Source organism: Microbacterium sp. USTB-Y (assembly GCF_023703415.1).
Lineage (GTDB): Bacteria > Actinomycetota > Actinomycetes > Actinomycetales > Microbacteriaceae > Microbacterium.
Window position 1 is genome coordinate 130,982 of the sequence record NZ_JAGMTU010000004.1, and the last position, 26,745, is coordinate 157,726.

23 protein-coding genes are annotated in these 26,745 nt (G+C 70.9%); 7 read left to right on the forward strand and 16 right to left on the reverse strand.

Going from position 1 to position 26,745, the window contains the following annotated elements; translation table 11 throughout:
* Positions 1-106: 106 nt before the first annotated feature.
* From infB to J8G10_RS11430, 7 genes are all read right to left on the reverse strand, one after another.
* Positions 107-2,890: a translation initiation factor IF-2 gene (gene infB / locus J8G10_RS11400; RefSeq protein WP_251444616.1), complete on the reverse strand. Its 2,784-nt coding sequence runs from the start codon at positions 2,888-2,890 to the stop codon at positions 107-109.
* A 59-nt stretch (positions 2,891-2,949) separates the two neighbouring features.
* Entirely contained in the window at positions 2,950-3,240 is a 291-nt protein-coding gene (locus J8G10_RS11405; protein ID WP_251444618.1) for a YlxR family protein, read from the reverse strand.
* Between the two features lie 49 nt (positions 3,241-3,289).
* Positions 3,290-4,276, reverse strand: a complete 987-nt coding sequence (gene nusA, locus J8G10_RS11410; RefSeq protein WP_251444620.1) for a transcription termination factor NusA — start codon at positions 4,274-4,276, stop codon at positions 3,290-3,292.
* A gap of 169 nt (positions 4,277-4,445) precedes the next feature.
* Positions 4,446-5,486: a TIGR00730 family Rossman fold protein gene (locus J8G10_RS11415; RefSeq protein WP_251444622.1), complete on the reverse strand. Its 1,041-nt coding sequence runs from the start codon at positions 5,484-5,486 to the stop codon at positions 4,446-4,448.
* 75 nt (positions 5,487-5,561) lie between these two features.
* Positions 5,562-5,993 (reverse strand): cupin domain-containing protein, encoded by a 432-nt coding sequence (locus tag J8G10_RS11420; RefSeq protein WP_251444624.1) that lies wholly within the window; start codon positions 5,991-5,993, stop codon positions 5,562-5,564.
* Complete coding sequence (locus J8G10_RS11425; RefSeq protein WP_251444626.1) at positions 5,990-6,589, reverse strand: pyridoxal 5'-phosphate synthase; 600 nt, start codon at positions 6,587-6,589, stop codon at positions 5,990-5,992. The genes J8G10_RS11420 and J8G10_RS11425 overlap by 4 nt, the downstream gene beginning before the upstream one ends.
* 35 nt (positions 6,590-6,624) lie before the next feature.
* A complete protein-coding gene (locus J8G10_RS11430; protein WP_251444628.1) occupies positions 6,625-7,788 on the reverse strand; it encodes a P1 family peptidase in 1,164 nt (387 codons plus the stop codon).
* A 145-nt stretch (positions 7,789-7,933) separates the two neighbouring features.
* On the opposite strand from J8G10_RS11430, the gene J8G10_RS11435 reads away from it, so the two are divergent.
* Both J8G10_RS11435 and J8G10_RS11440 read left to right on the forward strand, forming a co-directional pair.
* Positions 7,934-9,424 (forward strand): APC family permease, encoded by a 1,491-nt coding sequence (locus J8G10_RS11435; protein ID WP_251444630.1) that lies wholly within the window; start codon positions 7,934-7,936, stop codon positions 9,422-9,424.
* A gap of 58 nt (positions 9,425-9,482) precedes the next feature.
* Positions 9,483-10,088 (forward strand): TetR family transcriptional regulator, encoded by a 606-nt coding sequence (locus tag J8G10_RS11440; RefSeq protein ID WP_251444632.1) that lies wholly within the window; start codon positions 9,483-9,485, stop codon positions 10,086-10,088.
* A gap of 68 nt (positions 10,089-10,156) precedes the next feature.
* Here the strand turns inward: J8G10_RS11440 and J8G10_RS11445 are convergent, their stop codons facing one another.
* Both J8G10_RS11445 and J8G10_RS11450 read right to left on the reverse strand, forming a co-directional pair.
* A complete protein-coding gene (locus J8G10_RS11445; RefSeq protein WP_251444634.1) occupies positions 10,157-11,914 on the reverse strand; it encodes a proline--tRNA ligase in 1,758 nt (585 codons plus the stop codon).
* A gap of 93 nt (positions 11,915-12,007) precedes the next feature.
* Complete coding sequence (locus tag J8G10_RS11450) at positions 12,008-12,781, reverse strand: isocitrate lyase/phosphoenolpyruvate mutase family protein (RefSeq protein WP_251444636.1); 774 nt, start codon at positions 12,779-12,781, stop codon at positions 12,008-12,010.
* A 53-nt stretch (positions 12,782-12,834) separates the two neighbouring features.
* On the opposite strand from J8G10_RS11450, the gene J8G10_RS11455 reads away from it, so the two are divergent.
* The 3 genes from J8G10_RS11455 (at position 12,835) to J8G10_RS11465 (ending at position 17,174) form a co-directional block, all read left to right on the forward strand.
* Positions 12,835-14,253, forward strand: a complete 1,419-nt coding sequence (locus J8G10_RS11455; RefSeq protein WP_251444638.1) for an RNB domain-containing ribonuclease — start codon at positions 12,835-12,837, stop codon at positions 14,251-14,253.
* Entirely contained in the window at positions 14,240-15,592 is a 1,353-nt protein-coding gene (locus tag J8G10_RS11460) for an erythromycin esterase family protein (RefSeq protein WP_251444640.1), read from the forward strand. The genes J8G10_RS11455 and J8G10_RS11460 overlap by 14 nt, the downstream gene beginning before the upstream one ends.
* 103 nt (positions 15,593-15,695) lie before the next feature.
* On the forward strand, positions 15,696-17,174 hold the full coding sequence (locus tag J8G10_RS11465) for an HNH endonuclease signature motif containing protein (protein ID WP_251444642.1): 1,479 nt from the start codon (positions 15,696-15,698) through the stop codon (positions 17,172-17,174).
* Positions 17,175-17,210: 36 nt separating this feature from the next.
* On the opposite strand, the gene J8G10_RS11470 is transcribed toward J8G10_RS11465, so the two are convergent.
* Genes J8G10_RS11470 through ispG form a run of 3 tightly spaced genes read right to left on the reverse strand, consistent with a single transcriptional unit; the run spans position 17,211 to position 19,594 of the window.
* The gene (locus J8G10_RS11470) at positions 17,211-18,071 is read right to left on the reverse strand and encodes a hypothetical protein (protein ID WP_251444645.1); all 861 of its coding nucleotides are present in this window, start codon (positions 18,069-18,071) and stop codon (positions 17,211-17,213) included.
* Positions 18,072-18,110: 39 nt separating this feature from the next.
* Positions 18,111-18,443: a nuclear transport factor 2 family protein gene (locus J8G10_RS11475; protein ID WP_251444646.1), complete on the reverse strand. Its 333-nt coding sequence runs from the start codon at positions 18,441-18,443 to the stop codon at positions 18,111-18,113.
* Complete coding sequence (ispG, locus tag J8G10_RS11480; RefSeq protein ID WP_251444648.1) at positions 18,443-19,594, reverse strand: flavodoxin-dependent (E)-4-hydroxy-3-methylbut-2-enyl-diphosphate synthase; 1,152 nt, start codon at positions 19,592-19,594, stop codon at positions 18,443-18,445. The genes J8G10_RS11475 and ispG overlap by 1 nt, the downstream gene beginning before the upstream one ends.
* A 241-nt stretch (positions 19,595-19,835) precedes the next feature.
* Between ispG and J8G10_RS11485 the strand changes: the two genes are divergently transcribed.
* The gene (locus tag J8G10_RS11485) at positions 19,836-21,740 is read left to right on the forward strand and encodes an anthranilate synthase family protein (RefSeq protein ID WP_251444650.1); all 1,905 of its coding nucleotides are present in this window, start codon (positions 19,836-19,838) and stop codon (positions 21,738-21,740) included.
* Positions 21,741-21,746: 6 nt separating this feature from the next.
* On the opposite strand, the gene J8G10_RS11490 is transcribed toward J8G10_RS11485, so the two are convergent.
* From J8G10_RS11490 to J8G10_RS11500, 3 genes are all read right to left on the reverse strand, one after another.
* The gene (locus J8G10_RS11490; RefSeq protein WP_251444651.1) at positions 21,747-23,078 is read right to left on the reverse strand and encodes a site-2 protease family protein; all 1,332 of its coding nucleotides are present in this window, start codon (positions 23,076-23,078) and stop codon (positions 21,747-21,749) included.
* A gap of 71 nt (positions 23,079-23,149) precedes the next feature.
* Complete coding sequence (gene dxr, locus J8G10_RS11495; RefSeq protein WP_251444654.1) at positions 23,150-24,235, reverse strand: 1-deoxy-D-xylulose-5-phosphate reductoisomerase; 1,086 nt, start codon at positions 24,233-24,235, stop codon at positions 23,150-23,152.
* A 15-nt stretch (positions 24,236-24,250) separates the two neighbouring features.
* Positions 24,251-25,219: an FKBP-type peptidyl-prolyl cis-trans isomerase gene (locus J8G10_RS11500; RefSeq protein ID WP_251444656.1), complete on the reverse strand. Its 969-nt coding sequence runs from the start codon at positions 25,217-25,219 to the stop codon at positions 24,251-24,253.
* Positions 25,220-25,456: 237 nt separating this feature from the next.
* Between J8G10_RS11500 and J8G10_RS11505 the strand changes: the two genes are divergently transcribed.
* The gene (locus tag J8G10_RS11505; protein ID WP_251445379.1) at positions 25,457-26,146 is read left to right on the forward strand and encodes a 1-acyl-sn-glycerol-3-phosphate acyltransferase; all 690 of its coding nucleotides are present in this window, start codon (positions 25,457-25,459) and stop codon (positions 26,144-26,146) included.
* A 27-nt stretch (positions 26,147-26,173) separates the two neighbouring features.
* Here the strand turns inward: J8G10_RS11505 and J8G10_RS11510 are convergent, their stop codons facing one another.
* The gene (locus J8G10_RS11510; protein ID WP_251444658.1) at positions 26,174-26,659 is read right to left on the reverse strand and encodes an OsmC family protein; all 486 of its coding nucleotides are present in this window, start codon (positions 26,657-26,659) and stop codon (positions 26,174-26,176) included.
* Between the last annotated feature and the right edge of the window lie 86 nt (positions 26,660-26,745).

Sequence of the window (26,745 nt, forward strand, 5' to 3'; positions counted from 1 at the left end):
GGCGGAGCAGGATGGCATCGTGTGGCGCCTGCCGGGGCGCCCGCGAAGCGGGCCGGGCCCCCGGCCAAGGCGACACACGATGCCATCCTGCGAAACCACGAGCCGATCAGGCGCGCGGCTTCTCCACCATCTCGGTCGTCTCGATCTCGTCGCCGACCTGGATGTCGTTGTACTTGCCGAGGCCGATACCGGCCTCGAAGTCCGTGCGGACCTCGGTGACGTCGTCCTTGAAGCGGCGCAGCGACTCGATGGCGAGGCCATCGGCGATGACCACGCCGTCGCGGATGACGCGCGCCTTGGCGTTGCGCGTGATCGTGCCGGAGCGGACGATGACACCCGCGATGTTGCCGAACTTGGAGGAGCGGAACACCTCGCGGATCTCGGCGACACCCGACTGGACCTCTTCGAACTCCGGCTTGAGCATGCCCTTGAGGGAGTTCTCGATCTCGTCGATCGCGTTGTAGATGACCGAGTAGAACCGCACGTCCACGCCCTCGCGGGACGCGGCCTCGCGGGCCTTGGTGTCGGGACGGACGTTGAAGCCCACGATGATCGCGTTGTCGATCGTCGCGAGGTTCACATCGGACTCGGTGATCGCGCCCACGCCGCGGTGGATGATGCGCAGCTGCACCGAGTCGTCGACCTCGATCTTGAGCAGTGACTCCTCCAGCGCCTCGACGGCACCGGACACGTCGCCCTTGATAATGAGGTTGAGCGTCTCGACCTTGCCCTCTTCGAGTGCACGGGTGAAGTCCTCGAGCGAGATGCGCTTGCGGGCCTTGGCCAGCTGTGCGTTGCGCTCGACGGCCTCGCGCTTCTCCGCGATCTGGCGCGCCATGCGGTCTTCCTCGGTGACGATGAAGACGTCGCCGGCACGCGGGACCGAGTTCAGACCCTGCACCTGGACCGGACGGGACGGAGCCGCGGCCTCGACCGCATCGCCGTTCTCGTCGATCATGGCGCGGACGCGTCCGTACGCGGTGCCCGCGACGATCGCGTCGCCGACGCGGAGCGTTCCGGACTGGATCAGCACCGTGGCGACCGAACCGCGGCCCTTGTCGAGCTTCGCCTCGATGGCGATGCCTCGTGCGGCCTTGTTCGGGTTGGCGGTGAGGTCCAGGCCGGCGTCCGCGGTGAGCAGCACGGCGTCCAGGAGCTCCTGGATGCCCGTGTTGGCCCGTGCCGAGACGTCGACGAACATGACGTCGCCGCCGTACTCCTCGGCGACCAGACCGTACTCGGTGAGCTGCTGGCGCACCTTGGCCGGGTTGGCCTCGGGCTTGTCGACCTTGTTGACCGCGACCACGATCGGCACGTTCGCCGCCTGGGCGTGGTTGAGGGCCTCCACCGTCTGCGGCATGATGCCGTCGTCGGCGGCGACCACGAGGATGGCGATGTCGGTCACCTGGGCGCCACGGGCACGCATGGCGGTGAACGCCTCGTGACCCGGGGTGTCGATGAAGGTGATCGCACGCTCGATGCCCTCGTGCTCGGTCCACACCTGGTACGCACCGATGTGCTGCGTGATGCCGCCGGCCTCGCCCTCGATGACGTTGGTCTGGCGGATCGCGTCGAGCAGTCGGGTCTTACCGTGGTCGACGTGGCCCATGACGGTGACCACCGGAGGACGGATCTCGAGGTCGTCCTCGCTCTCCGCCTCCAGCTCGGCCTCGAGGTCGAGACCGAAGCCCTCGAGGAGCTCTTTGTCCTCGTCCTCGGGCGAGACCATCTGGATCGTGTAGCCGAGCTCGGCGCCGAGCACCTCGAACGTCGCCTCGTCCAGCGACTCGGTGGCCGTGGCCATCTCGCCGAGGTTGAAGAGGATCGTCACGAGCGTGCCGGGCTGCACGGTGTAGCCGCGCAGGGCCTCGAGCTTGTCCGCGAAGTCGGCGATCGATGCGCCACGACGCAGGCGGATGATCTCGCCGTTGCCCTTGGAGACGTTGACGCCGCCGACGACCGGCGCCGACCGCATCTCGAACTCCTGCCGCTTCGCCCGCCGCGACTTGCGCTGCTTGCTCTTGCCGCCGCCCTTGCCGAACGCGCCGGCGGTACCCCCGCCGGGGCCGCGGCCGCGACCGCCACCGCCGCCGGGACGACCGGCGAAGCCGCCGGCCGGAGCGCCGCCGGGGCGCTGGAAGCCACCCGCACCGGCACCGGCGCCGCCGGGACGGCCGGGACCGCCGGTGCGCTGCTGGAACGGAGCGCCGGGACGACCGGCACCGCCCTGACCGGGACGGCCGGGACGACCGGCACCCTGGCCGGGACGAGGCGCGCCGACGCGCGGCGAACCGGGACGCGGAGCCTGCGGACGAGGAATGTTGCCCGGGGTCGGACGCTGACCCATCCCCTGCTGGGAGGCGAACGGGTTGTTGCCCGGTCGCGGACCGGCGGGACGCTGCCCCATGCCCTGCGACGAGGCGAACGGGTTGTTGCCGGGGCGCGGGGCTCCGGGCTTGGGCGCGGCGGATCCGCCGGGCTTGGGCGCAGACGACTTCTCGGCCGCCGGAGCAGCCGGAGCCGCGGGAGCCGCCGGTGCGGCGGGAGCCGCGGGCTTCTCCGCAGCCGGCGCCGGAGCAGCCTCGGCAGGCTTGGCGGGACCCGGCTTGGGACCGGGGGTCGGCGCCTTCGGACCGGGCTTGGGCGCGCCGGCGGTCGCCGGAGTCGCCGACGCGGAGCCGCCGGGCTTGGCCGCCGGAGACGGCGCGGGTGCGCCGCCGGCGGGCTTGTCGGCCTCGATCGCAGCACGCAGCTTGCGCGCCACCGGAGGCTCGATGGTCGATGAGGGGGACTTCACGAACTCTCCGAGCTCCTTGAGCTTCGCGAGAGCGAACTTGCTGTCGACGCCGAGTTCAGCGGCGATCTCGTGCACGCGTGGTTTACCAGCCACAATTCTCCTGTCAGGGTCGGTCCGCCCTGACGGGGCAGACCACTAGTCGCGGACGGGTCTCATTTCGAGCCGTTCACTTTGTTTCCATAGCCGTTCAGCCGTTTCTCGAGGGTCTGCATGTTCTCTGCTTCCGGGAATTCCAGCACAGGGGACACACGGAGCGCACGGGCGAAGGCGCGACGCCGCTGAGCGACCTCCACGCACTCCGGAGTCGGATGCACCCACGCACCCCGCCCCGGCAGCACGGCCTGCTCGTCGAAGACGAGCTGACCATTCCGGATGACCACCCTGAGCAGAGCGGCGCGAGATGCACGAGCGCGGCAACCGACACACGTTCGTACGGGTTCCATCTTACACCTCGGATCTGGACCGCCGGTGCGCGACCCGGCCGGGACGCGCTCAGGAAGCGAGCAGCGAGTCCGGCTGGATGTCGATCTTGGCGCCGGTGAGCTTCGCGGCCAGGCGGGCGTTCTGCCCTTCCTTGCCGATCGCGAGCGACAGCTGATAGTCGGGGACCAGGGCGCGGACGGCCTTCGTCCCCGCGTCCAGCACGAACGCGCTCGTCACCTTGGCCGGCGACAGCGCATGGGCGACGAAGGTCGCCAGATCCTGGTGGTAGTCGACGATGTCGATCTTCTCCCCCGCCAGCTCCTCGGTGACCGCACGGACACGCCGGCCCATCTCGCCGATGCAGGCGCCCTTGGCGTTGATCGCGGGATCGTTCGCCTTCACCGCGATCTTGCTGCGGTGCCCCGCCTCGCGCGCGAGCGCGACGATCTCCACCAGACCCGCGGCGATCTCCGGCACCTCGAGTGCGAAGAGCTTGCGGACGAGCCCGGGGTGCGTGCGAGAGACGGTGATCGCCGGGCCCTTCAGCCCCTTGGCGACCGACGTCACGTAGACGCGGATGCGGGTTCCGTGCGTGTACTCCTCACCGGGCACTTGCTCCTCGGGAGGGAGGATCGCCTCGACGGATCCGAGGTCCACGTGGATCATGCGCGGGTTCGGGCCCTGCTGGATGACGCCGGCGACGATGTCGCCCTCCTTGCCGCGGAACTCGCCGAGCACGGCGTCGTCGGCGATGTCGCGCAGGCGCTGGCCGATGACCTGCTTCGCGGCGAAAGCGGCGATGCGACCGAAGTCGTCGGGCGTCGAGTCCTCTTCGCCGATCACGGCTCCGTCGTCGTCGAGGACGGGCACCATCACGGCGACGTGGCCGGTCTTGCGGTCGAGCTCGACGCGCGTTCCGTCCGTGAGGGAGCCGTCGTGGGAGTCGTGCTTCGCGTACGCGGTCAGGACGGCCTGTTCGATGATCGCGATCAGCTCGTCGAAGGGGATCTCCTTCTCCCGCTCGATCGTGCGCAGCAATCCGAGATCGATATCCATGGCGGCCTCCCTGTTCAGCTCTCGTCGGCGCGCATCCGCACGCACGACATCCGTACAACGATACCCTGGCCCGGCTCCCGGCGCGATCGACGGCCGCCCGCGCGCGCCTTCGCCGCGGGGATCCGGAACCCCTGGCGCCGAAGTGCGCTCGCGGAGCGAAGCGCAGGTCTCAACCGCGCGACGCGGAGTCGAGCCCGTTGATGGCGTCGATGAGCCGGAACAGCCCTCCGACGGCTCGCTGGTCGAGGTGCAGCGTGAGCCGAGGGAGCTCGAGCGCGTCCTTGTCGGCCAGCTCCACCGGCAGCGGCCCGCTCGCCTCGATCCGCCCTGCCGCGAGCATCCATCCGAACTGCTCGTCGAGTCGAGCGATCTCCTCGGCCGTGGGGGCGTTCCGCAGCCGCAGCACCAGGACGTCCCCGACCCAGCGCAGCGAGTCGTAGTTGCGCCAGAAACCGGTGATCGCCGCGGTCGCCTCGGCGATGGAGTCGGTGATCCGCACCCGGTCGAAGTCGCCCGGCGAGATCACGCCGGTCGGCGCCAGATCCTCCTGTACGAAGCGCTCCAGACCGCGCCAGAACGTACCGCCGGTCGCGTCCAGCAGTACGATCGGCATCGGCTCCGCCTTGCCGGTCTGCTGCAGCGTGAGCAGCTCGAACATCTCGTCCAGGGTGCCGAAGCCGCCGGGCAGGCAGATGAACCCGCGCGACTCCTTCATGAGCATCAGCTTGCGCGTGAAGAAGTACTTCATCGCGACGATGTGCTCCTGGTCGGCGACGATCGCGTTCGCCTTCTCCTCGAACGGGAGGCGGATGGACACCCCGAGCGAGCGCTCGGGGCCGGCGCCCTCCGCGGCAGCCTGCATGATCCCGGGGCCGGCCCCGGTGACGACCATCCAGCCCTCTGCGGCGAGCGCGGCCGCGACGTCCCGCGCCTGCCGGTAGAGCGGATCGTCCTGCGCCGTGCGGGCCGATCCGAACACGGTCACCTTAGGCACGCCGCGGAACGGGGCGAACAGCCGGAACGCCTCGCGCATCTCGCTGAGCGCGGCGGACGCGATCTTCAGATCGAGCCGATCCGTGCGATCCTCGCCGAGCAGCACCGCGGTCTGCAGCAGCCGCAGCACGAGGCGGCGGTCGGCATGCACCCCGGCATCGTCGAGGACGGCGTTGATCTCGGCGCGCAGCGCCGGCGGGAGGATCTCCTCAGTCATGCCCCCAGCGTGTCACGGACGCGTGAACGCCCGGTGCTGCCGCGCCCGTCGATCGGATCCGGATCCGCATCCGCATCAGGCCCAGGGCATCGGCCGTTCCGGCAGGCGCGCGCTGTCGTCGGGCAGGTGCGGCAGCGCCTCGCCGCCGGCACGGATGCACAGCCAGCGCAGCTCGCCGGGGCTGTCCGGACGCGCACGCCAGGTCCGCGGCACGCCCTGGCCGACACGCACCACGGTGCCGGGCCCGACCTCGACGAGCTCGTCGCCGACGCCCATCTGGCCCTGTCCGGAGAGGAACACGTAGAGCTCCTCGATCCGCGAATGGGTGTGCCAGTACCCCGCCTCCTCCCCGGGGAGCAGGGCGTTGGCGGTCATCCCGATGTACTGCATCGTGAGTTCGTGGTCGACGACCCGCCGGCCGTCGCGCGACCGAGTCTCGTCGAACCCGCCGTGGAAGGCCCGCCACTCGTCCGGCCCCCCGATGTTCGTGATCTCGTAGTCGCTCATGCGCCCTTCCCCTCGTCCGCGCCGTCACGACCGCCCTCGCCGTCGCTCCAGGTTCGCAGCCAGCCGTTCCCGTGGCGGGCGTACACGATGCGGGTGTGCCGGCGATCCACCGCTCCCTGCCAGAACTCGATCCGGCTCGGCACGATCCGCCAGAGCACCCACTCCCCCTCCGCCACTCCGGTCCGTGCGGAAGCCGGACGCGCGGCGAGGTCCGCCGCACTCTCGCCCGCGGGGGCCTCCTGCACCGGGCCGCGCACGCGGACGGCGCGCATCACGGGCTGCCACCAGAAGTTCAGCGCGGCCGCGGGAGTCGCCTCGAGCTGGCGGCCCTTGGCCGAGGAGCGCGTTCCCGCGAACGCCCAGCCGCGCTCGTCGACGTCCTTGAGGATGAGCGTGCGCGCGTCGGGGACGCCGTCGGCATCGACCGTCGCCAGCGTCGCCGCGTGCGGCTCGGCGACACCCGCCTCGGCGGCCCCGGTGATCCAGTTCAGGAACAGGGCGAGCGGATCGCCCGTCACCGATTCGGGATGGAGCGCGGGCGGGGAGCCGGTCAGCGACGGGCGCGACCGCAACCAGGCGGCGGGCGTGGTGTGCATGCCCCCATCCTGCAGGATCCGCGCCCCGGGGCGCCTCAGCGCGCCGCGATCCGCGCCGCCGTCGCCCGGATCTCGTCGTGCGGGAGCGCGAAGCTCTCGTGGCCGTCCCGCCCCGTCATGTCCTCGGCGGCGACGAGGGCGTTCCAGACCGCCTCGTCGACGGCCTGCACCGCGGCCGTGAGGAACGGATCCATCCGCCCCCAGGGCACGAAGCGCAGCTCCTCGTACCCGGCCGGCTCGTCCGCGGGGAACGCCGAGCTCAGCGCACCGGAGTTGGCCGTCGACAGCGCCAGCACGATGTCGCCGGAGAAATGGCTGCCCGCGGTTCCGCTGCGACCGAGTCCCAGTGCGCCGCGGCGGGCGAGCGCCGCGCACTGCCCCGGCAGCAGCGGTGCATTCGTGACGATCACGACGATCGCGGACCCGGCTCCGCTCGCGGCACGCCCTCGGGCGCGGTCCTCGGCGAACCAGTCGGTGTCGTCCATCGGGTTCGGTGCCGCGGTCCGCTGCCCGAGCGGGATGCCGCCCAGGCGCAGTTCCGATCGGGAGCCGAAGTTCGCCTGGACCAGCGCGGCGACGACGTACTCGTCCTCCCCGTGCCGGACGACGCGGGAGGCCGTGCCCGTGCCGCCCTTGAAGCCGTAGCAGTTCATCCCGGTTCCGCCGCCGACGCTCCCCTCCTGGACCGGTCCGGCCTTCGCCGCATCCAGCGCCTCGGCCGCGTGCTCGGGACGCACGTGACCGCCGTTGATGTCGTTGAGGTACCCGTCCCAGGTCTCCCCCACGACCGGCAGCAGCCACTGCGCCGCGAGGTCGGGACGGGTCGCGGCGAGCCAGGCGTCGACACCGGCGTGCACGGCTCCCACCGCGTGCGAGTTGGTGATCGCGATCGGCAGGGCGAGGGATCCGGATTCGTCGATCCAGCTGCGCCCCGTGAGCTCCCCGTTGCCGTTGAACGAGTGCACCGCGGCCGCGCACGCGTCGCCCACGCCGGCGCGTCCGCGCGGCAGGATCGCGGTCACCCCGGAGCGCACGGCGTGGGCGCCCTCCCCCGTCACGAGCGTCGTGAAGCCGACCTCGAGGCCGGGGACATCGGTGATCGCGTCGAGCGCACCGGGTTCGCCGTCGAAGACGATGCCGAGGTCGCGGGCGCGCGGGCGCCGTTCCCGCTGCTGCGAGGAGGGACGTGACGTCATCATGGTTCCGATCTACTTTGAACGATTGTTCAGAAGTTTACGACAGATCCTCCTCATTTGCTTGACAGTATCGAGTTAACCCTCTTGAATCACTGTTCAAGCGCCGCGGCTGTCCCGATGCCACGGCGGATCCCACCAGGAGCCGATGATGTCTCGACCGTCCCCCGCCGATTCTTCGACCGCCGCCCCGCCGGACCCCGCGCTGACCGGCGGCACCGCACTCGCCCGCCGCCGCCTCGGCGTCTGGGCGATCGTCTTCTTCGTGATCTCCGCCGCGGCTCCGCTCACGGTGGTCGCCAGTGCCGCCCCCACCGACTTCCGCCTCGCCGGGATCGGCGGCCCCGGCGCGATGCTCGCCTCGGGCGTCGTCCTGATGCTGTTCGCGGTCGGCTTCACCGCGATGTCCCGGTACGTGCGCAACGCGGGAGCGTTCTACATCTACGGGGCGAAGGGTCTCGGCAAGCCGGTGGGGATCGGGATCGTGTTCGTCACGATCTTCTCCTATGCCGCCCTCTGCATCTGCTTCTACGGCTTCGTCGGGTTCTTCGGCGAGATGACCTTCGACGCGCTTTTCGGGATCAAGCTGCCCTGGACCGTATACGCGCTCATCGCCTTCCTCGCCGTCGGCATCCTCGGCTACCGCAAGATCGACGTGGGGGCGAAGGTGCTCGCCGTGCTGCTCACCGCCGAGGTCGCGATCCTGCTGGTCCTCGCCATCGGCGTGCTCGCCCAGGGCGGGCCCGAGCCGATCTCGTTCGCCGCCTTCGCCCCGCAGAACGTGTTCTTCGCCGCGGGCAGCGGCGCGCTGTTCGTGTTCGGATTCGGCGCCTACCTGGGCTTCGAGAGCACGGCGATCTACACGGAGGAGGCGATCCGGCCGGCCCGTGCGGTGCCGATGGCGACCTACATCGCGATCGCGTTCCTGGGCGTCTTCTACGCCTTCACGTTCTGGATCCTCACAGTCGCCTTCGGCGTCGACGGCGTGCTCAAGCTCGCTCAGCAGGACACCTTCCAGGACATGGTCTTCGATGCGGGCGAGCAGTACCTGGGTCTCTGGGCGTCGATCACGATGCGGATCCTCATCGTGACGAGCTTCTTCGCCTGCCTGCTCGCATTCCACAACGCCTGCACGCGCTATCTGTTCTCGATCGGACGCGAGCGCCTGCTGCCCGGCTGGCTCGCCCGCACCCAGATCAAGACCCAGGCGCCGCACCATGCCAGCCTCGTGATGAGCATCATCTCGCTCGCCGCGATCGTCATCACGCTCGCCACCGGCGCCGACCCGTTCCTCGGCTTCGCCCTGCCCGTCTACTCCGTCGGCGTGGCCGGCCTCGTGTTCGCGCAGGCGGTCGCCGCGATCGCCGTCGTGGGCTTCTTCCTGCGCGACCGTCGAGGACACAGCGTCTGGCGCGTGCTCGTCGCCCCGGCCCTCGGCGCGCTCGGCCTCATCGTCGGATGGATCCTCATCGCGACGAACTTCCGCCTCGTCTCCGGGGTGGAGGGGCCGATCAACCTGGCACTGCTCGCCCCGACACCCGTCCTGTTCCTCGCGGGGATCGTGATCGGGTTCGTGCTCAGGGTCCGCAACCCCCGGCACTATGCTGAGCTGACCACCGTGGTCGTCGACGACGAGAGCTGAGCCCACGGCCGCCGCATCCGGACACGGCGACCCGGTCACCACGCAGGAAGGGGTCGCCGTGCCGGCACCGCACAAGCACAGCGCACGGCGCGCCGAGCTGATCTCCGCGACCCGCCGCGTCGCGGGACGCAGCGGGTTGAACGCCACCAATGTGCGCGCCGTTGCCGCCGAGGCCTCGGTGAGCGCCGGCAGCGTGCTCTACTACTTCCCGAGCTTCGACGACCTCATGTATGCGACCGTCGAGGGCGTGCTCGAGGAGATGTACGAGCATCGCCGCACGATCGCCGAGCAGGAGCCGGATCCGATCCGGCGGCTCGCGAAGCTCGTCGAGGCCGGCGTTCCCGACGAGATCAGCGACCACCTGCGCATGGCCTACGAGAGCATCCCGCTGCTGCGGGAGCAGCCGCAGTACCGACCGCTGCATCGCTCGATCGTGGAGCGCCAGGTGGGCCTGTACCGGTCCACGATCGAGATCGGGGCGGCGCTCGGCGTCTTCCGGCCCGCCGCGGACCTCACGGTGATCGCACGCAACATCGTCGCGCTCGAGGACGCCTACGATCTGTATCCGCTGATCGGGCTCGACCTCGGCGCCCCGACCTACCGCGCGAACATCCTGTCCTACGCCTCCCTCGCGCTCGGCTGCGCCTTCGACGCGCAGGAGTGACCCGCACGGACGCCGAAGGCCCCGCGACCTTGGCGGGTCCCGGGGCCTTCGCGGTGCCGGTGCGTGGGTCAGCGCGCGGTGAGCGTCTGCAGTGCGTCGGCGAGGGAGATCGTGTCGCGATCGCCGCTGCGGCGGTCCCACAGCTCCACCTGGCCCTCGGCGGCACCGCGGCCGACGACGAGAACACGCGGGACGCCCACGAGCTCGGCGTCGCCGAACTTGACCCCGGGCGAGACCTTGGGGCGGTCGTCGTAGAGCACGTCGAGCCCCGCGGCCTCGAGCTGGGCCGCGGCGTCCGCGGCGACGTCGAAGGCGACCTGGTCGCGACCCGCGGCCACCACGTGCACGTCGAACGGCGCCACGGAGGCGGGCCAGATGAGCCCCTTCTCGTCGTTGTTGAGCTCGGCGATGATCGCGAGGATGCGCGTCACGCCGATGCCGTAGGAGCCCATGGTGACGGTCACGAGCTTGCCGTTCTCGTCGAGCACCTTGAGGCCCAGCGCTTCGGCGTACTTGCGGCCGAGCTGGAAGACGTGGCCGATCTCCATGCCCCGGGCGAGATGCACGGGACCGGATCCGTCCGGCGCGGGGTCGCCCTCGCGCACGTTCGCGATCTCCACCACGCCGTCGGAGGCGAAGTCGCGCCCGGCGACCACGGAGTGGGCGTGCTTCTGATCGATGTTCGCGCCGGTGATCCAGCTCGTGCCCTCGACGACGCGGGGGTCGAGGAGGTACCGGATCCCGGTCGCGGACTCCTCGCCCAGGATCGCGCCGGTGGGCGACCACGGGCCGATGTAGCCCTTGACCAGCAGCGGGTGCTTCTCGAAGTCATCTGCCGTCGCCGGCTCCACTTCGGCCGGAGCGAAGGCCACCTCGGCGCGCTTCTCGTCGACCTCGCGGTCGCCGGGGAGGCCGACCACGACGAGCTCGCGAGTGCCGTCGAGGTGGGTGAGCGCGAGCACGACGTTCTTCAGCGTGTCCGCCGCGGTGTATTCGCCGTCCAGCGCCGCATTCGCGTGCGCCACCAGGGTCTCGATGGTGGGAGTGTTCGGCGAATCGAAGATCACCGGGGTGCCGTCGACGTCGAACGGCACGGGAGCGGGGACCGCCGTCGTGTACGCCTCCACGTTGGCCGCGTAACCGCCCGCGGAGCGCACGAACGTGTCCTCGCCGACGGGAGTCGGGTGCAGGAACTCCTCGCTGCGGGACCCGCCCATCGCGCCGGCGTCGGCCTGCACGATGACGTATTCGAGTCCGAGGCGCTGGAAGATGCGCTCGTAGGCCTCCCGCTGCGCCTGATAGCTCGCGTCGAGTCCGGCGTCGGACGAGTCGAAGGAGTAGGCGTCCTTCATCGTGAACTCGCGACCGCGCAGCAGGCCGGCGCGGGGGCGCGCCTCGTCACGGTACTTGTCCTGGATCTGGTAGATCGTCAGCGGCAGGTCCTTGTACGAGGAGTACAGGTCCTTCACGAGCAGGGTGAACGCCTCCTCGTGCGTCGGCGCGAGCAGATAGTCGCCGCCCTTGCGGTCGTTCAGGCGGAACAGCAGGTCGCCGTATTCCTCCCAGCGGCCGGTCGCCTCGTATGCCTCGCGGGGCATGAGAGCCGGGAAGTGCACCTCCTGTGCGCCCGCGGCGGACATCTCCTCGCGGACGATGGTCTCGATCCTCGCCTTCACCCGCAACCCGAGCGGCAGCCAGGCGAAGATGCCTGCGGCCTGCGGTCGGATGTACCCGGCGCGGATCAGCAGCTTGTGGCTCGCGACCTCGGCGCCGGCCGGGTCTTCGCGGAGCGTGCGGAGGAAGAAGTTCGAGAGACGAGTCACCACGCCCACAAGTCTAGTGACGGCGATCGCCCCGCCCGTGCGGGGTGCGCGGGCGGGGCGATCGGAGGGGACGCGCTGTCGAGCGGCGCGCGCTGGTCAGTTCAGGGCGCGGGTGCTCGCCGGGATGACGCCTCCGGCGTAGATCTCGGCGGCGTTGTCCTGCAGCGCCGTCAGAGCCACGCGCTGCGGCAGCGGCCCGTAGGAGATGCGGGCGGCGCCCAGCGCCTCGTACTCGGTCGAGGTGAGCGCTCCGGGCAGGCCGATCACGCTGACCTTCCCGTGCCCGATCCCCTCGACGAGCGCGCGGGTGGTGTCGGCATCGAGGATGCCCGGCACGAAGACCGCGGTCGCGCCGGCGTCGAGGAAGGCCCGGCCGCGCTCGATCGCGTCGGCGAGGGACTCCTCCACCGGACGACCGCCGCCGCGGACGAAGGCGTCGGTGCGCGCGTTGAGCACGAACGGCACGCCCTCCGCCTCACCGGCGCGGATCATCGCCTCGACGTTCGCAGCGGCCTCGGTGAGGGGACGCAGCCGGTCCTCGACGTTGGCGCCGACGACGCCCGCGCCGATCGCGAGGCGCACGGTCTCCCCCGCGTCGCCGTAACCGTCGTCGAGATCGGCGGTCACGGGGAGCTCGACGGCGGCGGCGATGCGACCGACCATGTCGAGCATGAGCTCGCGCGGGATCGCGCCGTCGGCGTAGCCGTAGGACGAGGCGATGGAATGGCCGGCCGTGGCGATGGCCGTGGTCTCGGGCAGGGCGGCGATCGCCTGCGCGGACACGACGTCCCATACGTTCACGACGCGGAGGATCTCGGGTGCCGCGTAGAGCGCGGCGAGGGTGCGGGCCTTGTCAGCGGTGCTGGTCATGGACACCACGCTAACGCCCGTCTCGGCCGCACAGGGCGGCTTAGGCTGAACCCATGCCTCAGCGCCGATCGCACGTCGCCCCCTCCGCCGCGCAGTCGGAACTCGCCACGGCGCTCGCGGCCCTGCGCACCGAGATCGACGCGCCGGCCGAGTTCTCGCCCGAGGCGCTTGCGGAGGCCGCCTCTGCGACGGCACCGACGCCCGACCTGGATCTGCGCGACATCGCCTTCGCGACGCTGGATCCGGCGGGATCCATGGACCTCGACCAGGCGTTCCAGCTGGAGCGGAACGGGTCCGGATACACCGTGCGCTACGCGATCGCCGACGTGCCGTCGTTCGTCGCGCCCGGCGGCGCCCTCGATCTCGCCGCGCGTGCCCGCGGCGAGACCCTGTACGCGGCGGACGGCACGATCCCGCTGCACCCGCCCGTGCTCAGCGAAGACCATGCCTCGTTGCTGCCCGACCAGGACCGGCCGGCGCTGGTGTGGACCTTCACCCTGGACGCGGACGGATCCGCCACCGGCACGCGCCTCGAGCGTGCTCTCATCCGCTCGCGGGCGAAGCTCGACTACGCCTCGGTGCAGTCCGACCTCGACGCCGGACGGGACTCTCCGGCGGCGCTGCTGCCGGAGATCGGGCGCCTGCGCCTGGAGCAGGAGGCGCATCGGGGAGGCGCGAGCCTGAATCTGCCCGACGAGGAGGTCGTGCGCCACGACGACGGCTCCTACGCGATCGAGCGCCGCACGCCGCTGCCCGTGGAGGACTGGAACGCGCAGCTCTCGCTCCTGACCGGGATGGCCGCGGCGCAGCTCATGCTCGAGGCTAAGGTCGGGATCCTGCGCACGATGCCGCAGCCCGAAGACGCCGCCTTCGAGACCTTCCGCCGGCAGACGACGGTGCTCGGCACGCCGTGGACGACGGGCCGCTACGGCGACTATCTGCGCGGCCTCGACCGGGACGATCCGCGCACCCTGCCGATCCTGGAGGCGGCTTCCGCCCTCTTCCGCGGCGCCGGGTACGTCGCCTTCGACGGAGCGGCCCCCGCGGAGACCATGCAGGCGGCCATCGGCGCCCCCTACGCGCATGCCACTGCTCCGCTGCGGCGACTCGTCGACCGGTGGTCGCTGACGATCTCGCTCGCCGTGAGCCGCGGCGAGGAGATTCCGGGGTGGGTGCGGGAGAGCCTGCCGCTCGTGCCGGATCTCATGAGGGCCTCGGCGCAGCGCTCGTCAACGCTGAACGCGCGCACCCTCGACCTCGTGGAGGCGGCGCTGCTCGCCTCCCACGTCGGGGAGACGTTCGACGCGGTGGTGATCCGCCGCAACGGCGCACGCGGGACGGTGCAGATCGAGGAGCCGCCCGTCACGGCCTCGGTGACGCTGCCCGAGACGGCCGCTGCGGGGTCGACCGTCCGGCTCTCGCTCGGTGCGGTCGATGTCGCGAAGGGGCAGGTCTCCTTTGCCGTCGTCTGACCGCCCCGCCGACGCCCTCTCCGCGTGGATCCGCGACCGCGCGCGCCCGCTGCGCACGCTCGATCCGGACGACGTCGACGATTCCGACCTCGAACCGCTGCTCGAGATCGTCGGGGATGCGCGCGTCGTCGCGCTCGGCGAGTCGATGCACCGCGTGCACGAGTTCTTCGCTCTGCGCGACCGGATGTTCCGCTTCCTGCACCGGCGCGCCGGCTTCACGGCGTTCGTGACGGAGAGCGGGCTCCCGGAAGGGCGTCACGTCGACGACTGGATCCGCACAGGTCGCGGCGGCCTTCGGGACGCGCTGCGGGACGGGGTCTCCTACCGCTTCGGCGCCTGTCAGGAGATGCTGGATCAGCTCACCTGGATGCGCGAGCGCGCCGCGACCGCGCGTTCGATCCCGCGCTGGTACGGCATGGACCTGCCCGACTCCTCGGCGAGCGCGCTGCCCGGCGTGCAGGCCGCGCTGGAGCTGCTCGACGTCGTCGATGCGCACTATGCGGCGCATGTGCGGGCGACTCTGCTCCCCCGGTTCGGATATCTCCCCGCCGACCGCACCGGGCTGGCGCAGGCGGCGCCGACGATCCAGGCGTATCTGGCGCTGCCCGCAGCCGAGCGCGCCGCCCTCACCGTCGGCATCGCCGATCTCGCGGCTCGGATCCGCGCTCGCCGTCGTGAGCAGGTCGCCGCGCTGGGCGGCGGTGCCGAGGCCGAGGCGCGGGTGGACTTCGCGATCCACGCGGCGGAGAGCGCCCGCGCGGCCGATGCGTTCCTGCAGGCCATGACCGCCGGCCCCACCCGCACCTGGCCCGCCGCGAACATCCGCGACGCATGGATGGCCGACGCCGTGGAGGGGATCCTGCAGCGCGAGCCCCGCATCCTCGTCACTGCCGCCAACGGGCACGTTCAGCGCACGGCGTTCTCCGCTCCCCCGTTCGTCCCGGACCCGATGACGACGATGGGCGGGCACCTCGCCGACCGGCTCGGCGGCGACCTCGTCGTGATCGGCACCCTGTTCGGCGGCGGAGAGCAGTGGCTGCACCGCCCCGCTCCCGCCGACCCACCGGGCCACTCCCGCCCGTTCGTGTCCGCGCTCGCTCCCCTGGATCCTGCGAGTCTCGACGCCGCCGTCGAGCGCTCCGGGATCGGCGACGCGATCGTGGACCTGCGAAGTGCGCCGCCGACGGTGTCCGCGGCGCTCGATGCCACGACGGGGTGGCACAACGGCGACGTGGTCCAGCCGGGCCGAGCCCGCGACGCCTTCGACGCGGTGGCCTTCGTCCGCTCGGTATCGCCGTGGCAGACCTGGATCGACGAGCGGGGTCTGGATCGGCGGTGAGGACGTCTCACCCTGTCGTTCCGCGCGGAGCGGGGGGCGGAGAGGTTCTGCACAGATTCCGCAGCTCTCGTTCGACCGGCCGGTGCCGCTGCGAGGATCAGGCATGGAGATTTTCACCGAGGTCGACGCGCAGGTTCAGAACCTGCGCGCGCTCCTCGGCGATGCGCTCGAATCGGCCGATCTCGTCGCCGTCATCGAGGGGCTCGACGACATGCATGCCGTCGACACGATCACCGCGGCGACGGCGCTGATCCACTGCGGCGAGAGGATCCGCGCCGCGGCCACCGGAGTGATCGCGGCACGTTCCGCCCGGGACGCGGGGCAGGCCGGGCTCGCGCAGTCCCTCGGGCACAGGAATGTCGCCTCCCTCGTGCAGGAGATCACGGGATCGACGAGAGCAGAGGCGAAGCGGCAGGTGCGGATCGGTGAGTCGCTCCGCGCCTCGGCGACCACGACCGCTTCACCGGGCACGGCGGCGGACGGCGGATCGGCTGACGAGTCGGAGCCGGTCGCGCTCTGGCACGCCGGACTCGATCGCGCCCTGCTGCAGGGTCGACTCACGACCGCGCAGCACGACGCGATCCGCCAGGGACTCGCCGACCCTCCCCTGTCCGACGAGACGACGGAACGGCACGAAGAGAACGACGCGCTCATGCGAGACCTCTGGGAGATCGCCGCCGATCAGCTCATCGCCGCGGCGGCGCACGATACCCCGGAGACGCTGAGCGCCGCTGCGCGCTCCATCCGCGATCGGCTCGATTCCGAGGGCGCCGCGCGACGCTTCGAAGAACGGTACGCACGGCGCTCCTTCCGCGTCTGGACGACCCTCGACCGTCACAAGCGCGGTGCGATCGACTTCGACGACGAGGGCTACGCCTGGGCGGCGACGATCATCGCCAACGCCCTGCGCCCGCGCACCGGCGGCCCTCGGTTCGTCGACGCCGAGGAGAAGGCTCGCGCGAGATCGCTGGCAGATGACCCGCGCACGAACGATCAGCTCACCTACGACCTCCTCCGGGCCGGATCCCTCGCCGATGCCCCGGCCGTCTTCGGGACGCGGCGCGCCGGCGTCCGCGTCGTCCGGGTCGTGGGCGCCGACGACATCGCGGATCCGATCGCGCACACGGAGGATCACCTCCACACCTTCCCGGCCGCGGTCGCCGAGCAGCAGTCATGCGATGCCGGATCCGTATCCGTCACCGTCGACTCCCGAGGGAACCCGCTCGACGTCGGTCGGGAGCACCGGCTGTTCACCGCGAAGCAACGCGTCGCACTCGCGGTCCGAGACGGCGGATGCCGATGGGTCGGCTGCGACCGCCCCGCGTCCTTCTGCGAGGCTCACCACATCGACGAATGGGCTCGCGACGACGGGCACACCCACATCGACCGCGGAGTCCTGCTCTGCCGCTTCCATCACATGCAGCTGCATCACGGCGGCTGGCGCATCACACGCCACGGCAAGGACGACTTCGTCCTCCATCATCCGCGCGGCCAGACGTCTGCGCTCCCGCCCCGGCCAGCCCTCAAGTACGCCTGGACGGGGTTCGAACCGCCACCGAAGAGGTTCCGTCCGGTGGCGTGAGCCCCGGCCGCCCCGCCCCCGATCGGGAGAGGGCGACTACGCCGGAACCGAAGTCGTCGTCATCACGAGCAGCTGCGGATCCGACAGATCCAGTGACACCCGGATCGAAGCGAACTCCGCGAGCGACGACACGTGCGTGCCGCCGCACAGGATCGACGCCGTGCCCTCGGGCAGTCCGCACACCCAGCGACGACGGTCCACGATCGTCTCACCGTCGACCTCGATCCGGCTCGACGCTGCGGAGGCAACCCAGGCCGCGAGCTGCGTGTTGATGCGCTCCTCGCGTTCGGCCAGAGTTGCCGCGAAGCCCTCGGTGTCGAATCCCGCCTTGCGCAGGCTTTTGCCGAGACGGTATTCGTCCACCGAACCGCCCTCGTCGATGAAGCTCGTCTGGTTCGCACGCCCCTCGAAGTCGGGCGAGCCGAGCGCGTCGGATCCGGGATCCTTGCGCCAGAGGTCGGCGACCGCGAGATCCAGAGCCAGCGATGCCAGGTGGCAGGCCGTGTGCCCACGGCTCAGCCCCGCGCGACGCTCCGCATCCACCGTCGCCTCGGCGGAAGCTCCTGCGGCGAGCGCCGAGGGAACGGCCTCGACCCGGTGCCCGACGAGCCAGGTCCAGCCCGCGGCTCCCCGCTTGACCGGGATGTCCGAGCCGACCGCGACCACGCCCTCGTCGCTCACCGCCGCCATGACCGCCTCGGACACGGCGACCTCGACGTCGTCCACGCGCAGCGACCCCCGGTCTCCCGGCTGATCCGGCCAGGTGTGGTCGACGGGATGGAAAGGAGTCCGGTCCAGCACGACGACCGCACCGGTGTCCGACGGATGCACGCCCACGACGCGGGCGGACTCGACGAGGGATCCCGAAGGGAAGGTGACGACGGTGCTGGACGACACGGAGGCTCCTGACAGAGTGACGAGGGAAGGATCCCAACGTCAGTGCGACGGCGGGATGGTGAAGCTCGCGAGGCGATCGCCGGAGACCACGAAGATCCCGTCCGACTCGCCGGTGAAGACGCTGCTGCGCCAGTCGAAGCGGATCCTGGTCGTGTCGCCCTCGGTCTCCGCGGTCAGGACCGTCATGCGTGCGCCGGCGCCGATCGCGTCGGATGCGGCCCATGCCCGCACTCCCTCGGGACCCGTCTTGACGGTGCCCCAGTCGCTGACGAAGCCCTCCGGCGTGAAGGCGGCGACGAACGCCTCGGTGTCGGCCGCGTTGATGGCGTCGACCATGCGCTGCACGGCAGCGGGAAGCGCGAAGCCGCTCATCAGCTGGTGACGACCTGTGCGGTGCCGAGGGGGGCGTTCGGCCCCATCTCGTCGGCGATGCGGTTCGCCTCCTCGATGAGCGTCGCCACGATGTCCTCCTCCGGCACGGTCTTGATGACCTCGCCCTTGACGAAGATCTGACCCTTGCCGTTTCCGGAGGCGACGCCGAGGTCGGCCTCGCGGGCCTCCCCCGGGCCGTTCACGACACAGCCCATGACGGCCACGCGCAGGGGAACCGTCATGTCCTTGAGCCCTTCGGTGACGTTCTCCGCGAGGGTGTAGACGTCGACCTGGGCCCGACCGCACGAGGGGCAGGACACGATCTCGAGCTTGCGCTCGCGCAGGTTCAGCGACTGCAGGATCTGATGCCCGACCTTGACCTCCTCGGCCGGCGGGGCCGAGAGGGAGACGCGGATCGTGTCTCCGATGCCCTCGCCGAGCAGGATCCCGAAGGCCGTGGCGGACTTGATCGTGCCCTGGAACGCGGGGCCCGCCTCGGTCACGCCGAGGTGCAGCGGCCAGTCGCCCATCGCGGCGAGGAGGCGGTACGCCTTCACCATCACGACCGGGTCGTTGTGCTTGACGGAGATCTTGAAGTCGTGGAAGTCGTGCTCCTCGAACAGCGACGCCTCCCAGCGTGCGCTCTCGGCGAGTGCTTCCGGAGTGGCCTTGCCGTACTTCTCGAGCAGCCGGGGGTCGAGGGACCCGGCGTTCACGCCGATGCGCAGCGACACGCCGGCATCCTTCGCCGCCTTCGCGATGGCGCCGACCTGGTCGTCGAACTTGCGGATGTTGCCCGGATTCACGCGCACCGCGGCGCAGCCCGCGTCGATCGCCTGGAACACGTACTTCGGCTGGAAGTGGATGTCGGCGATGACCGGGATCTGGCTCTTCTTCGCGATGATGTGCAGCACATCGGCGTCGTCCTGCGACGGCACGGCGACGCGCACGATCTCGCATCCCGAGGCGGTGAGCTCGGCGATCTGCTGCAGCGTCCCGTTGATGTCGGTGGTCTTGGTCGTCGTCATCGACTGGACGCTGACGGGGGCTCCTCCCCCGACGAGCACCTTGCCGACCTTGATCTGGCGGCTCTTGCGACGCGGGGCGAGGACATCGGGGATCTTGGGCATCCCCAGGTTCACGGCTGGCACAGATCCAGGTTACCGGTGCGGGGCTGGACGGGATCCGCGTGCCGCCTGAGCAGACGCCGTGTCCGCGCCGTCACGAGGCGCACCCCTGCCGCGACGGTGTGATAGTTTCGGCGCATGTCCGCGAACCGCACCTGGTGGCCCGCCTCCTAGGCGGTGAGTTCGCGTACCACGATCCAGACCGCCTTCCGGGGCGGTCTTGTCGTTTCTGCCGCGTCGGATCCCCTGCTCAGGAGCCCCTTTGATGACCACCGCCGACCGGATCCATTCGCTCGATTCGTCCTTCGTGCTGCTCGCCCGTGAGGGCTCGGACAGCGTCGAGCTGCTCACCGGCACGATCGTCGACGTCGATCTCCTCGCCGACATCCCGCTCGACGCCGACGGAGCGCGCCGGGAGGTGTTCGCCCTGGTGCCGTTCCGCCAGGTGCGCGAGCGCGGCTTCGAGGCGCAGGACGACGGAGCGCCCCTGCGCTGCCTGCTGGTCGACGAGCATCTGCATCTGCCCGCGGCCGAGGTGCTCGCGGCTCTCCCGGCGACGCCCGTCCCGCTCCACGACGGCGGCTTCGACCTCAGCGACGATGAGTACGCCGCGATCGTGGAGCGGGTGATCGCCGACGAGATCGGCCGGGGCGAGGGTGCGAACTTCGTGATCCGACGCGACTACACGGCACGGATCGACGCCACGGACTCCGCCGCGGAGCGCACCGCGGCCCTCACCTGGTTCCGCGCGCTCCTCGAGCACGAGCGCGGTGCGTACTGGACTTTCGCGGTCGTCACCCCGGGGGTCATCGCGGTCGGCGCGAGCCCGGAGGCGCACGTCGTCGCGCAGGGCGGCGTGGTGACCATGAACCCCATCTCCGGCACCTTCCGCCACCCGGCGGGCGGCTCCACCACCGCGGCTCTCGGCGAGTTCCTCTCGTCCACGAAGGAGACCGAGGAGCTGTTCATGGTGGTGGACGAGGAGCTCAAGATGATGAGCGCGGTCTGCTCCGACGGCGGGCGGATCACCGGACCCCACCTCAAGCAGATGTCGCGGCTCACTCACACCGAGTACATGCTGCGCGGCAGCAGCCGGCTCGATCCACGCGACATCCTGCGCGAGACGATGTTCGCCCCCACCGTCACCGGGTCCCCGATGCAGAACGCCTGCACGGTGATCCGCCGGCACGAGCGCAAGCCGCGCGGCTACTACTCCGGTGTGGCGGCGCTCTTCACGCCCAACGACGCCGGGGGGCACGACCTGGACGCGCCGATCCTCATCCGGACCGTGTACCTCGACGACGGCAAGGTGAGCGTCCCGGTCGGCGCCACTCTCGTGCGCCACTCCGACCCCGCCGGCGAGGTCGGCGAGACGCACGGCAAGGCCGCGGGCGTGCTGGGTGCGATCGGCGCCGTGGCGCGGGACACCGCCGCCGAAGCCCGAGAGGATGCGGACGAGCCCGGAACGGGGACGACCCCCGCGGAGGATCCGGAGATCCAGGCGCTGCTCGCCTCCCGCAACGCCCGGCTCGCCGAGTTCTGGATCAACCCGCAGGACGGTGCCACCGAGACCACGGCGGCGGCGCCCTTCGCAGGACGCACGGCCGTGGTCGTCGATGCGGAGGACCGGTTCACGACGATGCTCGCGCACCAGCTGCGCCACCTCGGGCTCGACGTGCGGATCCTGCCGTGGGCCGAAGCCGACGACGCGGAGATCGACGCCGCCGACCTGCTCGTCGCGGGCCCCGGGCCCGGCGACCCGCGGGACGGATCCTCGCCGCGCATCGCCCGGATGCGCGCACTCGTCGCGCGGCGTCTCGCCGGTGGGCGCCCGCTGCTCGCCGTATGCCTCAGCCACCAGATCCTCGCGGACTCCCTCGGGATCGCGCTCGCACCGCTCGCCAGCCCGCATCAGGGACTGCAGAAGTCCGTGCCGGTGTTCGGCGAGAGCGCCTCGATCGGCTTCTACAACACGTTCACCGCGCGCGTCACGCCCGGCACGAGCGCCGTCGGCGTCGCCGAGGTCTCCGCGGATCCGACGTCGGGCGACGTCTACGCGCTGCGCGGACCGGGTTTCGCCTCGGTGCAGGGGCACCTCGAGTCGATCCTGTCCCGCGACGGGATGACGACGCTGCAGAGGCTGGTGGCGCACGCCCTCGACGGGCACTGAGCGCCGTCAGCCGATCGTCACCGGCCGGACGAGGTCGGCGACGATCAGCAGCGCCCCCATCGCGATGAGCAGACCGGCGACGACGATCGTCAGCGGCACGAGCCTCGTGGCGTCCACCGGCGCCGGCGGCGGCCGGCGGAACAGCTTCGCCCACGCCCGCTTCAGGCCGTCCCAGAGCGCGACCACGATGTGCCCCCCGTCCAAGGGCAGGAGCGGGATGAGGTTGAAGACGAAGAGCGCGATGTTCAGCGAGCCCATGAGGCTCAGCAGCACGGCGAAGCGGTTCAGCACCGGCGCATCGGCCGCGGCGACCTCGCCGGCGATCCGGCCCACCCCGACCACGCTCAGCGGGCCGTTGGGGTCACGCGGCGTACCGGTGACCAGCGAGACTCCGACGTCCCAGAGGCGCACCGGAAGAGTGCCGATGAGCTGCACCACGGATCCGGCGTTGGTCATGGCCTGCTCGAAACCGGCGCCCATGGGCTGCTGCACATAGGCGAGCTGCGCGGAGATCCCGGCATAGCCGACGGTGCGCACGACGGTGTGGCCCTTGTCGTCGACCACCGGCCGGCCGTTGCCGTCCACCTGCTGGCGCTGCGCCGCCACCGGGGTCAGCTGGAGCGTCACGTCGGCACCGCCACGCTCGACGACCAGCGGAAGGGTCTTCCCCGGCGAGGCCTGGATGATCGCGCTCGCCTCAGCGAAGGTCGACACGGCGGTGCCGCCGACCGAGACGATCCGGTCGCCCGGCTTGACGCCTGCCTCGGCCGCGGGCGCGACCGGATCCGAGGAGGTGCAGGAGGTCTGGGTGGATCCGGCCGGCAGCACGCACTCCGACAGCGAGGCGATCGTCGTGGTGCCCTGCTGCACCCCGATGCCGCTGAGGAGGATCGTCAACACGACGATGGCGAGCACCAGGTTCATGAACGGACCGCCGAACATGACGATGATCCGTTTCCACACCGGCAACAGGTAGAAGACGCGACCCGCACGCTGCGGATCGATGGTCTCGTCGTTGGCGGCCCTCGCATCCTGGATCAGCGAGCGGAACGCACCGCGCGATCGACTCTCCGAGGCGGCGCCGTCCGTGTCTTCGGCCGACGGCGGGTACATGCCCGACATCGAGATGAAGCCGCCGATCGGCAGCGCCTTCACGCCGTACTCCGTCTCGCCGATCTTCTTCGAGAACAGTCGCGGGCCGAAGCCGATCATGTACTGGCCGACGTGCACGCCGAACAGCTTCGCGGGCACCAGGTGTCCGAGCTCGTGCAGGGCGATCGAGACGCCGAGTCCGACCAGCACGAACAGCAGGCCGCCGACGTATAGCAGGATCTCCACCCCGCCACGCTACCGGTGCGGGGCTAGGAAACGGCCGTGCCGCGGCTGTGCGCGCCCGGTGCGCGCGGGCCTCAGGACGCCGCGGCGATCAACCGGTCGGCCGTTGCCCGCGCCCACGCCTCCGCGTCGGCGAGCGACGCGACCGCGAGGTCGTCCGGAGGCTCGTGCGCATCGACCACGCGCTGGATGATCTCGACGATCCCGAGGAACGAGAGGCGCCCCTCGTGGAACGCATCGACGGCCTGCTCGTTCGCGGCGTTGTAGACGGCGGGGAACGTGCGTCCGGCGCGTCCGACCTGCTTCGCCAGCGCCACCGACGGGAAGGCGGCGTTGTCGAGCGGCTCGAACGTCCAGCTCGCGGCCTTCGTCCAGTCGAGCGGGCGTCCGACCCCGCCGACCCGGTTCGGCCAGTCCAAGCCCAGCGAGATCGGGAGCCGCATGTCCGGCGGGGAGGCCTGCGCGATCGTCGAGCCGTCGACGAACTCGACCATGGAGTGGACGATCGACTGCGGATGAACGACCACGTCGATCCGTTCGTAGTCGACGTCGAACAGCAGGTGGGCCTCGATGACCTCGAGTCCCTTGTTCACGAGCGTGGCCGAGTTCGTCGTCACCATCCGTCCCATGTCCCAGGTCGGGTGGGCGAGCGCCTCGGCCGGCGTGACCGACGCCATCTCGTCGCGCGACCGGCCTCGGAACGGGCCGCCCGAAGCCGTGACGACCAGGCGGCGCACCTCCTGCGGGGTTCCGGAGCGGAGCGCCTGCGCCAGCGCCGAATGCTCGGAGTCCACCGGGACGATCTGCCCCGGTGCGGCGAGCGCCGTGACGAGGGCACCGCCCACGATCAGCGACTCCTTGTTCGCGAGCGCGAGCGTGCGACCGGCCCGGAGCGCGGCGAGCGTGGAGCCGAGGCCGATGGATCCCGTGATCGCGTTCAGCACCACGTCTGCCTCGACGTCGCGGACGAGCTGCTCCGCCTCGGCGGCGCCCAGCGCGGTGTCGTCGACGCCGAACTCCTCCGCCTGCTGCTCGAGAAGTTCTGCCTGCGTGCCCGCGGCGAGTCCCACGAGCTCGAATCGTTCGGGATTCGCCCGGATGACGTCGAGGGCCTGGGTGCCGATCGAGCCGGTGGATCCGAGGATGAGGACGCGACGCATGACCTCAGCCTAGGGTCACTGCGCCGGCGCCGCCGAAGGAACCGTGCCGAGGATGTCGATCACGAACACCAGCGTCGAGTTGGCGGGGATCCCGGACTGGGCCTGCGCGCCGTACCCCTCGGCGGGCGGGATCACGGCGAGCACCTGGGAGCCCACCTTCTGCCCCTCGAGCGCCTTCTTGAAACCCGTCACCACGCCGGTGGTCTGGAACTGCGCGGGCGTCCCGCGCTTCCAGCTGGAGTCGAACTCCTTGCCGTCGGCCCAGGTCACCCCGCGGTACTGCACGATCACGTAATCGCCGCTGGCCACGGTCGCGCCGTCGCCCTGCTTCAGCACGGAGATCTTCGTCTCGGTGGGCGGGTCGGTCTTGGGAATGGTGATCTCGGGCGCGCCGTCCTTGGCGAGCTTCACCGTCGGCATGCCCTCGACCGGGGCGACCGCGGTGCCGTCGGCGACCGTGGGGAGCTTCTTCGTCGCCTCGGCGTAGACGACGACAGACTTCCCGCCCTCGCCGAACATCTTCCCGGGGATCGCGGCGACGACCGCCGAGCCGAGCGGCTTGCACTCCAGAGCCGCCACGAACAGCGACTGCTGCTGCGGATCCAGCAGCACGGGGATCTGGTCGTCGGAGCCGCGCGAGCTGGAATCGAGGACGGCGCTGTCGGCGGCGTTCACGATCCGGTAGCGGACGGAGACGAGGTCTCCGGCCTTGACGTCCTTGCCGTCGCCCTTCTTCACGACCGTCCGCTCCACCGCGGTGGCCTTGTCGATGTCCGCACCGGAGGGCACGGTGACCTTCAGGTCCTTGCCCTCGCCTTCGACCTTGATCGCGTCCGATGCCTTGCCCGGCTTCGCATCGAGCAGGCACGACGAGGACGCGGAAGGGCTCGGCGACGCCGAAGGGCTCCCGGCGCCGGCGCAGCCGGAGAGCAGGAGAGCCGTCGCTGCGACGGCGGACAGGGCAGCGGCAATGCGGATGCGCACGAAGGACCTCGAGACGTAGAGACGAACCCGCCCATCCTGCCCTATCGGGCTTTGCCGCCGCTGGGAAGCACCGTCGCGCCACGCATTCCGATCGCGGAATGGATCCTGATCTAGCCTTGTCTGGTGACTCCGGAACACGAACCCGCGGCGTCTGCGGACCGCGACGATGCCGTCGCCGTGCAGCATCATCCCGAGGACGAGGTACGACGCGCGGGCGCGACGTACCTGCTCGGCCGGATGATCCTGATCCCGCTCACGCGGCTCATCTACCGCCCCCGCATCGAGGGGCGCGCGAACGTGCCGAAGGACGGACCGATCATCGTCGCGTCCAACCATCTCTCGTTCATCGACTCGATCGCGATCCCGGTGGCCGCTCCCCGGCGCGTCCACTTCCTCGCGAAGTCCAGCTACTTCGAGGGCACGAGTCTCAAGGGCCGGTTCGTCGCGAACTTCATGCGGGCCGTAGGCGCGATCCCGGTGCGCCGGGGTGCGGGCCAGGCGGCGCTCGACGCCCTGGACGAGCAGCGGAAGCTGCTGGACCAGGGCCTCGCCGTCGCGCTCTACCCCGAGGGCACGCGATCGACCGACGGTCGTCTCTACAAGGGCCGCACCGGTGTCGCGTTCCTCGCCCTCCAGACCGGCGCGAAGGTCGTGCCGGTCGGCGTGATCGGCACGGACAAGGCGATGCCCGTCGGAGCGAGCATGCCCAAGATCGGATCGAAGGTCACGATCCGCTTCGGCGAGCCCCTCGACCTCGCACACCACGGCCCTGCGACCTCCGGACGGGCCCGCCGCGGCGCCACGGACGAGATCATGGCGGCGATCCACGCCCTCAGCGAGCAGGAGCTCGCCGGCGTCTACAACGAGGTGCCCGCGCAGGGCGCGATCGAGAAGATCAAGCAGGCGCTGCCGCACGAACGGCGCTGATCCTTCGAGGATCCCTGCGGCGACCGCTCAGCGGGCGGGTGAGGCGACGAGGATCGTCGCCTCGTGGTGCACCGGGAAGGCGACGGAGTTGGCGATGAAGCACCAGGCGTTCGCCTGTGCGTGAGCCGCCTCGGCTGCCGCGCGCATCGACTCGTCGGCGATCGTGACGACCGGGTGCAGCGTCACCTCGGTGAACGCTCCCCCGCCGCGTCCGTCCTCCTCCATCGTGCCGGTCGCCTCGTCGCGATAGTCGAGCACCACGACGCCCGCGGTCACGCAGGCGTGCAGGTAGCTCAGCAGGTGGCATTCGCTCAGCGCCGCGAGCAGCATGTCCTCCGGGTTCCACCGCGTCGGATCCCCGCGGAACGGCTTGTCGGACGAGGCGAGCAGATCCGGTTTGCCCGCGATGCCGATCGTGCTCGCCCGGTCGTAGTCGCGGTACCCCGAGGTGCCGGTGCCGCGGTTGCCGGTCCAGGTCGTGGTGAGTGCGTAGTGGTGCGTGCCGAGGCCCATGGGTCCATCGTGCCAGGCCGGCGCGGCATGCGGCCAGGACGCGGCGCCCCAGGACCGACGCACACCCACGACGTCGCCGGATCAGC